The organism is Spirosoma jeollabukense, assembly GCF_054777855.1.
On record NZ_BAAHAD010000001.1, the window covers coordinates 2081302 to 2095664 of the forward strand.

A 14363-nucleotide genomic window follows, 5' to 3' on the forward strand; every position below is an offset into this window, starting at 1 on the left:
TGATAACAACAAACTGAAACGACCTTAAAACTGACCATACGTCATGGAAGCTATCACGATTGAAATGCCGAAAGCCGTAGAGGAAACATCGGCTCCTACTTACATCAACGGATCACACGCCCTGATGAAAGCCCTCATAGCCGAAGGCGTGGACACCATTTTCGGCTATCCTGGCGGAGCCATCATGCCCGTTTATGATGCGCTTTACGACTATCAGGAGCATATCAATCACATTCTGGTTCGTCATGAGCAAGGCGCAGGCCATGCAGCCGAAGGCTACGCACGGGTGACGGGTCGGGCGGGTGTTTGCCTTGTTACGTCCGGGCCTGGTGCCACCAACCTTGTTACGGCAATTGCTGACGCCCTTATCGACTCTACACCAATGGTTTGCATCGTTGGTCAGGTAGCCAAAAAATTACTCGGTACTGATGCGTTTCAGGAAGCAGACGTAATGGGCGTTACGATGCCCATTACCAAGTGGAATTACCAGGTTACCGATGCGAATGAAGTTCCGGAGATATTATCGAAGGCATTCTACATCGCACAGTCGGGCCGTCCAGGTCCCGTTCTGATTGACATGACGAAAAGTGCGCAACTGGAGCTAATGACGAAGCCATTCGTTTATGAGCGCTGTCAAAGCATAATCAGCTACCGGCCACGTCGGGTACCTAAACACGAACAGGTTGAAGCGGCTGCTCAGTTAATCAACTCAGCCAAACGCCCTTATGTATTAGTGGGCCATGGGGTTCAGATTGCCAAAGCGGAAGACGAACTGAGGGAGTTTGTCGAAAAAACCGGCATTCCAGTGGCGACAACGCTGCTGGGGCAGTCAACTATTCCAACCAATCACCCGCTCTACGTTGGCTGGTTAGGCATGCATGGTAATTATGGCCCTAATGTTATGACCGACCACGCCGATGTGGTTGTGGCCATCGGCATGCGTTTTGACGACCGCGTTACGGGTGATGCCAGCAAGTATATCAAACAGGCAAAAGTCGTTCATATTGAAATTGACCCGTCTGAAATTGATAAAATCATTCACGCCGATGCACCCGTTGTGGGTGATGCCAAAGAAGCATTGAAAGCGCTGATTCAATTGGTAAAGCCTAATGATCATACGGTCTGGCGGAATGAGTTCAGAAAATACGACGCCATTGAGAACGAAACTATTACGGTTCCAGAATTAACCAGCGTAGCCGGTAAAATCAGAATGGCGGAAGTGATCGATATGCTGTCGACGAAAACAAAGGGCGAAGCTATTTTGGTGACAGACGTAGGCCAGCACCAGATGATGGCTTCCCGTTACTACCAATTCCGCAGACCCAACAGTTTAGTTACGTCGGGCGGTATGGGTACGATGGGTTTTGCGCTGCCAGCGGCTTTTGGGGCTCAAGTTGGCGCACCTGACCGGCAAGTTGTAGCCATCATCGGCGATGGTTGTTTCCAGATGACCTTACAGGAATTGGGTACCATCGTTCAGAATAAACAGCCCGTTAAGGCGATCATTCTAAACAACAACTTCCTGGGCATGGTACGTCAATGGCAGCAGTTGTTCCATGAGCGTCGGTATTCATTTGTCGAATTACAGAACCCTGATTTTATCACCATTGCCAGAGGCTTTGGCATGGATGGCCATACCTGCGACGAGCGGTGTAATCTGGCCGAATCACTGGATAAAATGCTGGCTCACGAAGGGCCCTATCTGCTCGAAGTGATCGTTGAAAAAGAAGAAAACGTATTTCCGATGGTACCCGCCGGGACCAGTGTTTCGCAGATAAGACTGAAATAAGATGACTACCTACACTATCTGCATATTTACCGAAAATACAATCGGGTTGCTGAACCGCATCACGATTATCTTCACACGCCGACGTATCAACATCGAGAGTCTGACCGTGTCTGAAACGGAACGGAAAGGCGTATCCCGATTTACGATTGTTATCAAACACGAATCCCGCGAAGAAGTTGAAAAGCTCGTTCGCCAAATTCGTAAAATCGTGGAAGTGATGGCGGTTTTCGGGTATCTCAATGACGAAATCGTGTACAATGAAATTGCCTTATTTAAAATTTCGACGCCATTAGGCAGTAAACCGCTGGATGTTGAGACGATCAACAAGGAGTACAAAGCCTGGGTTGTTTACTGGGGCTTAGACTACGTAGTGATTGAGAAGACCGGTAATGACACCGACATTTTTGAGTTTTTCGCTTACATCAAGCAATACGACATTTTAGAATTTGTTCGCTCTGGCCGGGTAGCGGTCGGCAAAACCGAAAAAGGGCTTGTCGAATATCTGCCGGAGTCTGAGTGGGCCTATTACCTGTAACCAATTAGTAACCTAAAATACGAGTACCAAAACCAATTAAACATGGCAACGATTAATTTCGGAGGAGTTGAGGAACAAGTTGTAACGCGGGAAGAATTTCCGCTAGAAAAAGCCCGCGAAGAGCTGGCCAATGAAACCATTGCTGTTATCGGCTATGGTGTACAAGGCCCTGGTCAGTCGTTGAATATGCGCGATAATGGTTTCAATGTCATCGTTGGACAACGTAAGGGTAAGACCTACGATAAAGCTGTCGCGGATGGCTGGGTTCCCGGCGAAACCTTGTTCGAAATTGAAGAAGCGCTGGAAAAAGGCACGATCATTTGCTTCCTGCTCTCCGATGCTGCCCAGATTGAACTCTGGCCAACCGTAAAAGCGGCACTTAAGCCCGGCAAATCGCTCTATTTCTCGCATGGTTTCGGCGTTACCTATAAAGAGAAAACCGGCATTGTTCCTCCTCCCGATGTTGACGTGTTCCTGGTAGCACCTAAAGGTTCAGGTACGTCACTACGTCGTCTGTTCGTAGAAGGCAAAGGCTTGAACTCGTCGTTTGCTATTTATCAGGATGCAAGCGGCAATGCACGCAATAAAGCCATTGCTATGGGTATCGGCGTTGGCTCGGGCTATCTATTCGAAACTGATTTTTACAAAGAAGTAACGTCTGACCTCACCGGTGAGCGTGGTACATTGATGGGCGCCATTCAGGGTATTTTTGCCGCTCAATACGAAGTACTACGTGCCAATGGCCACAGCCCTTCAGAAGCGTTTAACGAAACTGTTGAAGAGTTAACGCAATCACTGATGCCGCTGGTTGCCGAAAACGGGATGGACTGGATGTATGCCAACTGCTCGACCACAGCCCAACGCGGTGCTTTGGATTGGTGGAAACCGTTCCATGATGCCACCAAGCCTGTTTTTGAGAAGTTATACAATTCTGTAAAATCGCAGGAACAAGCTGAAATCAGCATCACCCGCAACTCGCAGCCTGACTATCGCGAGAAACTCGAAGTAGAACTAGCCGAACTGCGCGACTCAGAAATGTGGCGGGCAGGTGCCGCCGTGCGGTCACTACGTCCAGAACGTAGCTAGAATTGAACAGGAACGTAGCGTTGGGCAGGTTATCATGGATATATAATCTGTGATAATCTGCCCAATTTGCGTTTCCAGGGCAATAGAATAGGCTTGCCGTATTCCCATTCTTTTGTTTCGTAACTTTACACTATGAGCACAGTTGTCGAAAACGATAAGAAAATAACCTTTCCCGACCTTGATAACATTTACCTGGCCGCTGAGCGACTTCAGGGTATAGCATCCCATACACCCTTACAGGAGAATATTAACCTGTCCGACCGCTATGGTGCCAATATTTACCTGAAACGAGAGGACTTGCAGGTTGTTCGGTCCTATAAAATTCGAGGAGCCTACAATAAAATGGCCAGCCTGCCTGCCGAATCACTCGCTAAAGGGGTAGTGTGTGCCAGTGCCGGAAATCACGCACAGGGTGTTGCTTATGCGTGCCGGAAAATGGCTGTTCGGGGGATTATTTTTATGCCTACCACTACGCCAAACCAGAAGGTTAAGCAGGTGAAGTTATTCGGCAAAGAATTCGTAGATGTCATTTTAACAGGCGATACGTTCGATGACGCATTTCATGCAGCTATCGAGTATGTCAATACCCACGAAAGCATATTTGTCCATCCGTTTGACGATTTGCAGGTCATGGAAGGGCAGGGAACCGTTGGCCTGGAGATTTTCAAAGATTCAAACGTCAAGATCGACTACCTGCTGATGGCCATTGGCGGGGGTGGTTTGGCCTCTGGCGTTTCAATTGTATTCAAACAGCTGAGTCCTAAGACCAAACTGATTGGGGTCGAGCCACTGGGATCGCCATCCATGAAGATTTCCATTGACGAAGGTCATGTTATAGCGCTTGACAAGATTGATAAATTTGTAGACGGAGCCGCTGTCAAACGACCGGGTGATACTACGTTTGAAATCTGTCGCCAAAACCTCGACCGTGTTCTGCTAGTCCCCGAGGGCAAAGTCTGCACGACTATTCTGAAACTGTACGACGAAGACGCTATTGTGGCTGAACCAGCGGGTGCCCTGACCATTGCCGCGCTGGACATGATCAAGGATGAGATCAAAGGCAAGAACGTAGTGTGCTTAGTAAGTGGCGGCAACAACGACATTACCCGGACTGAAGAAATCAAAGAACGATCATTGTTATACGAAGGGCTAAAACACTATTTCATCATCCGGTTTCCGCAACGGGCTGGTGCTTTCCGCGATTTTCTGGACGTATTAGGCCCGGATGATGACATCAGCCGCTTTGAATACGCGAAGAAAACGAACCGGGAAACTGGGCCGGCCGTAGTGGGCATCGAACTAAAACATCGCGAAGATTTCGAGCCGCTCATCCAGCGAATGAACGCACAAAATATCGTATTTGAGTACCTGAATGACCAACCTGATATCTTTCAGTTTTTGGTATAGATTATCTGGTAATAGCCATTTTAGCTGTTTTTAACTTAAGAAGCTATGATTACAGCCGTCCAAAATAAACAGCAAGCTTTCGAACGCATTCAATCTCATCAATCGGCACTGAAACAGTTTGGTGCAGCTCGACTAGGCTTATTCGGGTCGTTTGTTCGGGGGGAACAAACCGAACAGAGTGATATTGATTTTGTGGTGGAGTTTCAGGAACGCAAGAAAACATTCCGCAATTTCATTAACATGGTCTATTACCTTGAGAAAGTAATGGGACGCGAAGTAGAACTTCTCACTTGGGAGGGAATGGCTTCATTTGTAAAACGTAAAGCCGAAAAAGAGATTGAATATGCACCCCTCATCAATTGATTTTTTACAACATATACAAGCTGAATTAGCCTACATTCTGAAATATTCAGAGGGTGTTACGTATGATGAGTTCCTGAATCATCCATTTCTATTTAAAGCGTTTATCAGAAGTTTTGGGATTATTGGTGAAGCTTGCAAAAACATTCCAGATACGGTACGCTTTGCTCATCTCGAATTTGATTGGAAAGGCTTTGCTGGCATGCGAGACAAGTTGATCCATCACTATTGGGGTATCGACTATGAGTTGATGTGGGATGCTATCCAACAGGAAATCTCACCAAATAAGGAATGGATCGATTTGATTAGTGAGCAGGAGATGAACAAGCTCTAAAACAGCCATGCTTCGCGTCCCCTCTTCTATTCAGCCTAGCCAATTTCAGTCGCTGAGCATTCGACGTCCCGATGCTTCAGAAATGACGTTTGTCGCCTACCGCAGTGACGTATACCCCGAACGGAACGAGGTCTTTTTTGAGGAACATGCCGTTATTGTAGTACTGGAGGGCGAGAAAAAGTTTAGTTCACCTACTCAGGAATTGCATGTGCACAAAGGAGATATCCTTTTCTTTCAGCGGGGTTGCTACTCCATGAACGAATCCATCGATACCAGTTACCGAAGTCTGGTGTTTTTCGTGAATGAGAAACTGCTGAAAGAATTCGTCAGTCAGCATTTATCCGTGTTTCAGACAACCTCAACCTCGTTACCTACCGATCTCATTCTGTCTTTCTCATCGTCAGCTGCATTTACTACGTTTATCGACTCGTTGTTGCCTTATTTTGGGTCTAAAACTCCCTTTCTAAACGAGATATTGCGATTAAAATTTCAGGAGTTATTACTACATCTGCTTGAACTTGATACGTTGGAGCAATTACGCGCCATTCTGTGGCACATCTATCAGGGCCAGAAAACCGATCTCGATTACCTGATGAACACATATCTCCTTAAACCATTGTCGATGAACGAGTTGGCCAGGTTATCAGGCCGTAGCCTGTCGGCGTTCAAACGCGATTTTGAGGAGCACTTTCACACCTCACCTGGGAACTGGATACGTAGTAAACGACTCGAACATGCTCATTTCCTACTCCGGAACACCGATAAAAACGTATCGGAAGTAAGTATGGAGATTAGTTATGAGAGCGTATCACACTTCATTAAAGCTTATAAGCATCAATACGGTTTTACACCCAAACGAGTTGGCTGAACCAAAATCGCTATTTACTGGACGAATGGCGAGATGTATAGTCCCGTAAGATTAATCAATTTTGTAACCTCATTTCCCTGCAACAGCCACAGCAGCGAAAACACAATAGAAAAGCCATACTAACCGCTATGAGTACCCCACAAACCCTGTTCGATAAAGTATGGGATGCACACGTCATCCGACAGGTTAAAGACGGTCCCGATGTGTTATTTATCGACCGGCATTTTATCCATGAAGTAACCAGCCCAGTGGCGTTTTTAGGTCTTGAAGGCCGGGGCGCACCGGTGTTGTTTTCCGGCCGTACATTCGCGACTGCCGACCACAATACGCCAACGCTTAACCAGCACCTGCCCGTAGCCGATCCAATGTCGGCCAATCAGTTGGCGGCACTGGAACGTAACGCCAATCATTATGGCATCTCACACTGGGGCCTGGGTCACGTGAAAAATGGGATTGTACACGTAGTAGGTCCTGAAAATGGTATCACGCTTCCTGGTATGACGATCGTTTGTGGGGATTCGCACACCTCAACGCACGGTGCATTTGGAGCCATTGCCTTTGGTATTGGTACGTCGGAAGTTGAAATGGTACTGGCAACGCAGTGTATCATGCAGCCCAAACCGAAGAAAATGCGGATAACCGTAAACGGTAAGGTGGGCAAAGCTGTGCTGCCCAAGGACGTGATTCTGTACATCATTTCGCAGACGTCGGCCAGCGGAGCTACAGGTTATTTTGTGGAGTATGCCGGTGAGGTATTTGAGAACATGAGCATGGAAGGTCGCATGACAGTTTGTAACATGACCATCGAAATGGGGGCACGGGGTGGCATGATTGCTCCTGACCAAACCACGCTCGATTACCTGAAAGGCCGCGAATTATCCCCCAAAGGCGAGCAGTGGGACAAACTGGTACCGTACTGGCAATCACTTAAGACCGATGAAGGGGCGACGTTCGATCTCGATCTAACCTTCGACGCATCTGATATCGAGCCGCAGATTACGTATGGTACGAATCCGGGCTTGGGAACGGGCGTAACACACCAGATCCCAACAGCCGATTCGGTGAAAGATGGATCAGCCAGTTACAAAAAATCACTGCAGTATATGGGGTTCGCCGAAAGTGAAACCATGATTGGCAAGCCCGTCGATTTTGTGTTCCTGGGCAGTTGCACCAATGGACGTATCGAAGACTTCCGCGCGTTTGCATCCATTGTGAAAGGCCGTCAGAAAGCTGATAACATAACAGCCTGGTTAGTACCGGGATCGCATATCGTTGAAAAGCAGATTAAAGATGAAGGCATTCTGGACATCCTGACACAGGCGGGTTTCGAATTGCGTCAACCCGGTTGTTCTGCCTGTCTCGCTATGAATGAAGATAAGGTTCCAGCGGGTAAATACGCTGTTTCTACTTCCAACCGTAACTTCGAAGGCCGTCAGGGACCGGGGTCACGCACTTTGCTAGCCAGTCCGCTGGTAGCAGCCGCAGCCGCTGTGACAGGCGTAGTAACCGATCCAAGACAGTTCATCTAGTTTACAGTTGGCTGACGCGTCATCTATGCATGCGTCAGCCAACTGTAAACCGAAAACCCAAAAAAATGGCTTACGACAAATTCACCATCTTACGTAGCAGTGCCGTTCCTATGCCGAATGAGAACGTAGACACTGATCAAATTATACCTGCCCGCTTCCTGAAAGCTACTGAGCGTAAAGGATTTGGCGATAATCTTTTCCGCGACTGGCGTTATAATAACGACAATACACCCAAGACCGATTTCGTACTGAACGATCCAACCTATTCGGGCAAAATTCTGGTTGGAGGAAAAAATTTCGGCAGCGGATCGAGCCGCGAGCACGCAGCCTGGGCCATCTATGACTATGGCTTTCGCTGTGTCGTGTCGAGTTTCTTTGCCGATATTTTCCGGAATAACTCCATCAACGTTGGTATCCTTCCCGTACAGGTAAGCCCTGAATTTCTGGAGAAAATTTTCGCGGCCATCGAAGCTGATCCAAAGACAGAGCTGGAAGTTAACTTACCTACGCAGACCATTACGTTGTTGGCGACGGGTGAGAGCGAAACCTTTGCCATCAATGAGTACAAAAAAGATAATCTCATTAATGGCTACGATGACATCGACTATCTGCTATCGATGAAAACTGAAATCGAAGCCTTCGCCGAAACGCGACCCTTCTAAAAGCGAAAGATAGAAAGAGGGAAAGAGTGAAAGTAAAGCTGACGCATAGCTTTTGTGCGTCAACCATCTTTTGCTCATTCGCTCTTTTAATCATTCACTCTTTCGCTCTTTATTTATGAAACGTCGCTACATTGAAATTATGGATACGACACTCCGGGATGGTGAACAGACCAGCGGGGTGTCGTTCTCAGCGTCCGAAAAGCTGGCTCTGGCGCAATTACTGCTTACTGAGGTCAAAGTGGATCGGGTTGAAGTAGCTTCGGCCCGCGTATCGGCGGGTGAGTTGGAAGCCGTACAGCAGATTACCGGTTGGGCTGCTAAAGTCGGACTGCTTGACAAAATCGAGGTTTTGACATTCGTTGACGGCCAAGCCTCCCTCAACTGGATGCGGACGTCGGGCGCGAAGGTTATGAACCTGCTGACAAAAGGTTCACTCAACCACCTGACCCACCAACTTAAGAAAACGCCAGAGGAACATTTTGCTGACATTCAGCAGCTAATGCATGAAGCCCAGAAGCTTGATTTGCAAGTGAATGTTTATCTGGAAGACTGGAGCAATGGCATGCGCAATTCGCCTGAGTACGTGCTTCAATACCTAGATTTTCTTCAGACACAACCAATACGCAGGGTTCTATTGCCTGATACGTTGGGGGTGCTTACGCCTAGCGAAACCTACACATTTATCAGTCCGCTGGTAAGTCGCTATCCCAACCTCCACTTCGATTTTCACGCCCACAACGATTACGATCTCAGTATTGCTAACGTAATGGAAGCCATACGGGCGGGCGCGCATGGTATCCATCTTACGGTCAATGGCTTGGGTGAACGAGCGGGCAATGCACCAATGGCCAGTGCTATCGCGGTACTACGTGATTTTATGCCCGATGTAAAAATGGGCGTAGTCGAAAAATCGCTGTATCAGGTGAGCAAAATTGTCGAGACATTTTCGGGGCTTCGGATTCCTGATAATAAACCCGTCGTTGGCGATAATGTGTTTACCCAAACAGCAGGCATTCATGCCGACGGTGATAAGAAAAATAACCTCTATTTCAATACGCTATTGCCCGAACGCTTTGGCCGCAAGCGTAGCTACGCACTTGGCAAAATGTCGGGAAAAGCGAATATAGAGAACAACCTCCGCGAATTGGGTATCTTGCTATCGGACGACGACCTCAAAAAAGTGACCCAACGGGTTATCGAATTAGGTGACCAGAAGGAGGCTGTTACACGGGAAGATTTACCTTATATCATCTCTGATATACTAAACACCAACGCTGTAGCCTCACGGGTAGAAGTTCTCAACTACGTATTGACCCACTCAAAAGATCTTAAGCCATCAGCTACATTACGGGTGCGGATCGATGCAGAGTACTTCGAAGAAAACGCACAGGGCGACGGGCAATATGATGCGTTTATGAACGCACTGAAAAAGGTTTATAGCAAAAAGAAACTTACACTGCCCTTACTCACCGATTACGCAGTACGGATTCCGACAGGAGGCCGAACCGATGCTCTTTGCGAAACAATCATTACCTGGACCTACAACAATCGTGAATTCAAGACCCGCGGTCTCGACTCCGATCAAACGGTATCCGCGATTAAGGCAACCCAGAAAATGCTGAACGCGCTGGATTAAACACGGTAGAGAATCATATTCTTAAGGTTCTGGCTCACGGAAAAAGCCAATTTTCGCATTTATAGCGATTCATTTAATAACTTCGTGCTTTATAAAGTAGACTATATAACGTATTAACGTTTAAATCGTCCTATATGAGTCAGGCAAAACAAACGGCAGAAAAAGTAGAATATAATGGGTCAGACAATCTGGCCATGATGAGCCACGCTATCAATTATAACAGTGGTCTGTATAATTGGGTGGCTCGTGATATTCGTCCTGGTGAAGCTGTACTGGATTTTGGCGCTGGTAATGGGGAGTATGCCAATCGGTTTCCGCTGGGCAGCGTTGATGCGGCTGAGATTGATCCGGAGCTTCTGCCTTTGATCAAGCAGCCCATATACACGGACATTAGCCAGCTCACGAAGAAATATGATTTGATCTACACAATTAACGTACTGGAGCATATAGAGCACCATGGTGAAATTGTAAAAGAATTATATACCAAGCTCAAGCCAGGCGGACGCATTAAAGTATTCGTTCCTGCCCGGCAGGAGATTTTTAGTAATATGGACGAACACGTTGGTCATTACCGACGATACGATAAGAAATTAGTCAGGCAGATTTTAGAAGATGCCGGTCTACAGGTTACGAGCGTAAAATATTATGACTTTGCCGGCTATTTTATCTCACTGATTTACAAATGGCTTGGCAAAGACGGGCGTATTACGAAAGAGTCAGTAATCCTTTATGATCGGGTGATTTTTCCGGTAAGCCGGTTATTTGATAAACTAACTGTTGGACAAGTCATTGGTAAGAATGTAATTGCTGAAGCCGTTCGACCAAAGTAAGCGTGTTATTACCCTGTATCTGATTTTATTTTTCTATTTAGCTCAAATATCCTGAAGAACGAACAAGTGTAATTCTCGCAGAGAAGCAACGTAGTTTCGGGCTTTTCCCCTCAAAATGAAAAAACATATCCTTGTGGTTCCTGGTGATGGCATAGGAGCTGAAGTAACGACAGTTGGTAAGCAGGTTCTGGAGGCAATCGCCCATAAGTTTGGCCACGAGTTCACCTACGACGAAGCACTTATTGGCCACGTTGCCATTGAGGCCACTGGCTCTCCACTACCCGCTGAAACATTAACTAAAATGCGCGCGGCTGATGCTGTTCTATTTGGCGCAGTAGGCCACCCCAAATATGACAATGACCCTTCGGCAAAAGTCCGGCCTGAGCAGGGTTTGCTACAGATGCGTAAAGAGCTAGGTTTGTATGCTAATCTACGCCCTATTAAACTCTTTGACGAGCTACTGGATGCATCGAGTATTAAACCAGAGATTCTGCGTGGAGCCGATATACTGTTCTTTCGCGAGTTAACCGGTGATGTTTATTTTGGTAAACGCGAACGGCTTGACGAAGGCAATACGGCCTATGATACCATGATTTATAGCAAATACGAAGTGGAACGTATTGTTAGAAAGGCGTTCGAAGCGGCTCGCACACGTAGCAAAAAACTGTGCTCAGTCGACAAAGCGAACGTATTGGAGAGCAGTCGTTTGTGGAGAGAGGTCGTACAGGCACTTGCCCCAGAATATCCAGATGTTACCGTTGAACACCAATTTGTTGATGCAACTGCGATGTTACTCATCAAGGATCCAAAACGTTTCGACGTAGTAGTGACGGGTAATCTTTTCGGCGATATTCTAACTGACGAAGCTAGCCAGATTGCTGGATCAATGGGGATGCTAGCCTCAGCATCGGTTGGCGACAGCACGGGCGTTTATGAACCCATTCACGGTTCAGCACATGACATTACCGGCAAAGGTGTAGCCAATCCACTAGCGTCAGTTCTATCAGTGGCCTTATTACTGGATATTTCATTTGGACTTAAAGAAGAAGCCCAAGCAGTTATTGACGCTGTTGACGCCGTCTTAAAATCAGGCTTCCGTACTGGCGATATTGCGAACAGCAGTACCTCAGCAGATAAAATTTTAGGAACGGATGCAATGGGCCTCCAAGTATTAAACCGATTAATCGCCTGATCTACAAGCTACATTTATTTATTAAAAATCGATAATTCATTTGCAGTATTCGTTAAAACAGCTAATTTTACAGCGTATTTACGCAATCAGCGAAATTTCGCAAATAATCCTTATGTCTGACTTTCTTACCTACCGACTGCAAAAGCTAATCGTTTCTTAAGAACGGAGAAGGACATGCTATATAAAAAAAGCCCTTCCTCCTTCTGGAAAGGGCTTTTTTTATATATTAAACATACTATTACCATTTCAATCATTACCGGATCATGAGCCAACGAGTTTATATTTTCGACACCACCCTGCGCGACGGCGAGCAAGTACCAGGTTGCCAGCTAACTACTGAAGAGAAAATTGTAGTAGCCAAAGAACTAGAGCGGATGGGCGTAGATATTATCGAAGCAGGTTTTCCTATCTCTAGTCCTGGTGATTTTCGATCGGTAGTAGAAATATCCAAAGCTGTAACAGAACCAACAATATGTGCCCTTAGCCGAGCGGTTAAAGGTGATATTGATGCAGCTGGTGAAGCACTCAAATGGGCAAAGCGAGGCAGGATTCATACCGGCATTGGCTCATCAGATATTCATATTCGGAATAAATTCAATAGCACTCGAGAGAAGATTCTTGAACAGGCTGTAGCTGCTGTTAAGCATGCTAAAACATACGTTGAAGACGTCGAATTTTATGCGGAAGATGCAGGCCGTGCTGACCTAGCCTTCTTGTCACAACTTACGGAAGCTGTTATCAACGCTGGTGCCACTGTTGTGAATGTTCCAGATACAACGGGTTACTGCTTACCCGACGAATATGGCAGAAAGATAGCCTACATTTATGAACACGTATCAAATGTTCATAAAGCAACGATTTCCATTCACTGCCATAATGACCTAGGACTGGCAACAGCCAATACATTGGCCGGCGTTATGAACGGAGCCCGGCAAGTAGAAGTAACTATGAATGGCATTGGCGAACGTGCAGGAAACACATCACTGGAAGAGGTTGTAATGGCAATAAAGGTTAAAAAGGAATTGGGTCTACACACAAACATAGATTCTACGCGGCTGTTTCCAGTTAGTAACCTGGTATCACAAATGATGCGTATGCCTGTGCAGGCGAATAAAGCTATTGTAGGACGAAATGCCTTTGCACACTCATCAGGTATTCATCAGGATGGTTTTTTGAAGCATTCCGAAAATTATGAGATCATGAACCCACATGATGTAGGCGTACCTGAATCATCTATTGTGTTAACGGCACGTAGCGGTCGACATGCTTTAAAGCACAGACTTGAATTGCTTGGCTTCCGTTACGACAAACCAACCCTGGATGGTATTTACACTCGTTTTCTCGACATGGCAGATATTCGAAAACAAGTTAATGACAAAGATTTAATGGAATTAGTAAGATAATTAAAAGCCTGTCATATGACAGGCTTTTTTGTGGAGAACAAAACCTTAAAACGTAGTGTTCCGGCATAAAGAGTATCATAGAACAAGTATAAACTCTGATCATTATGGCTCGCCCTACTCCTGAATTAATTAATGCTCTTCGCCAAACAGCTCATAAATTAAAGAATGGTGCGCCCTACCAATGGGGGCATATGGGCGGCTGCAATTGCGGCAATTTGGCGCAGGAGTTAACCAAGCTTAACAAAGACCAGATACATCAATACGCTATGCAACGACATGGTGACTGGAACGAACAGGCCGAAGATTACTGCTCAACTAGCCAGATGCCCATTGACCTGTTGATTAATGAAATGCTTACTGCAGGCCTGTTACTTGAAGATTTAAAACACCTTGAAAGACTTGATGACCGTCAAGTTTTAGTACGGCTCCCGCTTGCTAAAAGACATTTAAAGCACAATGTGCGTGAGGATGTAATCTCTTACATGAATGCGTGGGCCGAGTTATTAGAAGATCAGCTAATTGATAAAATAACGCTGCCCAATTTGCAGGATTTTGAATTAGCGTAGTTTTGAGTTGCTATAATAGACTAAACAAATCATTATTTCTTTTATAATCTTGTTAAAAATATCTAAAATGCCGAACGCCGTGCTCTGGGTAGAACACGGCGTTGGATCTGGTTTCCTTAGGTGGCACCTTCCTACTCTCCCGCTTGTGACAGCAGTACCATCGGCA

At 46.3% G+C, this 14363-nt stretch carries 15 protein-coding genes; 14 read left to right on the plus strand and 1 reads right to left on the minus strand.

Going from position 1 to position 14363, the window contains the following annotated elements:
- Nucleotides 1-43: 43 nt before the first annotated feature.
- From ilvB to ilvC, 3 genes are read left to right on the plus strand one after another with little or no spacing between them, the layout of a single operon-like run.
- A complete protein-coding gene (gene ilvB, locus ACYVEA_RS08340; protein ID WP_461112913.1) occupies nt 44-1789 on the plus strand; it encodes a biosynthetic-type acetolactate synthase large subunit in 1746 nt (581 codons plus the stop codon).
- A 1-nt stretch (nt 1790) separates the two neighbouring features.
- Entirely contained in the window at nt 1791-2324 is a 534-nt protein-coding gene (gene ilvN, locus ACYVEA_RS08345) for an acetolactate synthase small subunit (RefSeq protein ID WP_461112914.1), read from the plus strand.
- 42 nt (nt 2325-2366) lie between these two features.
- Nucleotides 2367-3410 carry a ketol-acid reductoisomerase gene (gene ilvC / locus ACYVEA_RS08350; protein ID WP_461112915.1) on the plus strand — a complete coding sequence of 348 codons (1044 nt, stop codon included), beginning with the start codon at nt 2367-2369 and terminating at the stop codon, nt 3408-3410.
- Here the strand turns inward: ilvC and ACYVEA_RS08355 are convergent.
- Nucleotides 3390-3518, minus strand: a complete 129-nt coding sequence (locus ACYVEA_RS08355; protein WP_461112916.1) for a hypothetical protein — start codon at nt 3516-3518, stop codon at nt 3390-3392. The two genes, ilvC and ACYVEA_RS08355, sit on opposite strands and share 21 nt — an antisense overlap.
- Nucleotides 3519-3542: 24 nt before the next feature.
- On the opposite strand from ACYVEA_RS08355, the gene ilvA reads away from it, so the two are divergent.
- The 11 genes from ilvA (at nt 3543) to ACYVEA_RS08410 (ending at nt 14197) form a co-directional block, all read left to right on the plus strand.
- The gene (gene ilvA, locus ACYVEA_RS08360; RefSeq protein ID WP_461112917.1) at nt 3543-4817 is read left to right on the plus strand and encodes a threonine ammonia-lyase IlvA; all 1275 of its coding nucleotides are present in this window, start codon (nt 3543-3545) and stop codon (nt 4815-4817) included.
- Between the two features lie 45 nt (nt 4818-4862).
- Nucleotides 4863-5180 (plus strand): nucleotidyltransferase family protein, encoded by a 318-nt coding sequence (locus ACYVEA_RS08365; RefSeq protein WP_461112918.1) that lies wholly within the window; start codon nt 4863-4865, stop codon nt 5178-5180.
- Nucleotides 5161-5511: a HepT-like ribonuclease domain-containing protein gene (locus ACYVEA_RS08370; protein WP_461112919.1), complete on the plus strand. Its 351-nt coding sequence runs from the start codon at nt 5161-5163 to the stop codon at nt 5509-5511. The genes ACYVEA_RS08365 and ACYVEA_RS08370 overlap by 20 nt, the downstream gene beginning before the upstream one ends.
- Nucleotides 5512-5518: 7 nt before the next feature.
- Nucleotides 5519-6379, plus strand: a complete 861-nt coding sequence (locus tag ACYVEA_RS08375) for a helix-turn-helix transcriptional regulator (protein ID WP_461112920.1) — start codon at nt 5519-5521, stop codon at nt 6377-6379.
- 128 nt (nt 6380-6507) lie between these two features.
- Nucleotides 6508-7908, plus strand: coding sequence for a 3-isopropylmalate dehydratase large subunit (gene leuC / locus ACYVEA_RS08380; RefSeq protein WP_461112922.1), 1401 nt, complete (start codon nt 6508-6510; stop codon nt 7906-7908).
- Between the two features lie 65 nt (nt 7909-7973).
- On the plus strand, nt 7974-8570 hold the full coding sequence (gene leuD / locus ACYVEA_RS08385; protein ID WP_461112923.1) for a 3-isopropylmalate dehydratase small subunit: 597 nt from the start codon (nt 7974-7976) through the stop codon (nt 8568-8570).
- Nucleotides 8571-8685: 115 nt separating this feature from the next.
- The gene (locus tag ACYVEA_RS08390) at nt 8686-10206 is read left to right on the plus strand and encodes an alpha-isopropylmalate synthase regulatory domain-containing protein (protein WP_461112924.1); all 1521 of its coding nucleotides are present in this window, start codon (nt 8686-8688) and stop codon (nt 10204-10206) included.
- 134 nt (nt 10207-10340) lie between these two features.
- Nucleotides 10341-11036, plus strand: coding sequence for a class I SAM-dependent methyltransferase (locus ACYVEA_RS08395; RefSeq protein ID WP_461112925.1), 696 nt, complete (start codon nt 10341-10343; stop codon nt 11034-11036).
- A 115-nt stretch (nt 11037-11151) separates the two neighbouring features.
- A complete protein-coding gene (gene leuB / locus ACYVEA_RS08400; protein WP_461112926.1) occupies nt 11152-12228 on the plus strand; it encodes a 3-isopropylmalate dehydrogenase in 1077 nt (358 codons plus the stop codon).
- Between the two features lie 263 nt (nt 12229-12491).
- A complete protein-coding gene (locus tag ACYVEA_RS08405; RefSeq protein WP_461112927.1) occupies nt 12492-13631 on the plus strand; it encodes a 2-isopropylmalate synthase in 1140 nt (379 codons plus the stop codon).
- A 104-nt stretch (nt 13632-13735) separates the two neighbouring features.
- Entirely contained in the window at nt 13736-14197 is a 462-nt protein-coding gene (locus tag ACYVEA_RS08410) for a hypothetical protein (protein WP_461112928.1), read from the plus strand.
- Nucleotides 14198-14363: the final 166 nt, after the last annotated feature.

Excerpts from the sequence above, each read along its gene's own strand:
- ACYVEA_RS08370 (WP_461112919.1), top strand. The coding sequence starts at position 5,161 with ATGCACCCCTCATCAATTGATTTTTTACAACATATACAAGCTGAATTA.
- ilvA (WP_461112917.1), top strand. The coding sequence starts at position 3,543 with ATGAGCACAGTTGTCGAAAACGATAAGAAAATAACCTTTCCCGACCTT.
- ACYVEA_RS08355 (WP_461112916.1), bottom strand. The coding sequence starts at position 3,518 with ATGGGAATACGGCAAGCCTATTCTATTGCCCTGGAAACGCAAATTGGG.
- ACYVEA_RS08405 (WP_461112927.1), top strand. The coding sequence starts at position 12,492 with ATGAGCCAACGAGTTTATATTTTCGACACCACCCTGCGCGACGGCGAG.
- ilvB (WP_461112913.1), top strand. The coding sequence starts at position 44 with ATGGAAGCTATCACGATTGAAATGCCGAAAGCCGTAGAGGAAACATCG.
- leuB (WP_461112926.1), top strand. The coding sequence starts at position 11,152 with ATGAAAAAACATATCCTTGTGGTTCCTGGTGATGGCATAGGAGCTGAA.
- ACYVEA_RS08375 (WP_461112920.1), top strand. The coding sequence starts at position 5,519 with ATGCTTCGCGTCCCCTCTTCTATTCAGCCTAGCCAATTTCAGTCGCTG.
- ACYVEA_RS08410 (WP_461112928.1), top strand. The coding sequence starts at position 13,736 with ATGGCTCGCCCTACTCCTGAATTAATTAATGCTCTTCGCCAAACAGCT.
- ACYVEA_RS08395 (WP_461112925.1), top strand. The coding sequence starts at position 10,341 with ATGAGTCAGGCAAAACAAACGGCAGAAAAAGTAGAATATAATGGGTCA.
- ilvC (WP_461112915.1), top strand. The coding sequence starts at position 2,367 with ATGGCAACGATTAATTTCGGAGGAGTTGAGGAACAAGTTGTAACGCGG.
- leuC (WP_461112922.1), top strand. The coding sequence starts at position 6,508 with ATGAGTACCCCACAAACCCTGTTCGATAAAGTATGGGATGCACACGTC.
- ACYVEA_RS08390 (WP_461112924.1), top strand. The coding sequence starts at position 8,686 with ATGAAACGTCGCTACATTGAAATTATGGATACGACACTCCGGGATGGT.
- leuD (WP_461112923.1), top strand. The coding sequence starts at position 7,974 with ATGGCTTACGACAAATTCACCATCTTACGTAGCAGTGCCGTTCCTATG.
- ACYVEA_RS08365 (WP_461112918.1), top strand. The coding sequence starts at position 4,863 with ATGATTACAGCCGTCCAAAATAAACAGCAAGCTTTCGAACGCATTCAA.
- ilvN (WP_461112914.1), top strand. The coding sequence starts at position 1,791 with ATGACTACCTACACTATCTGCATATTTACCGAAAATACAATCGGGTTG.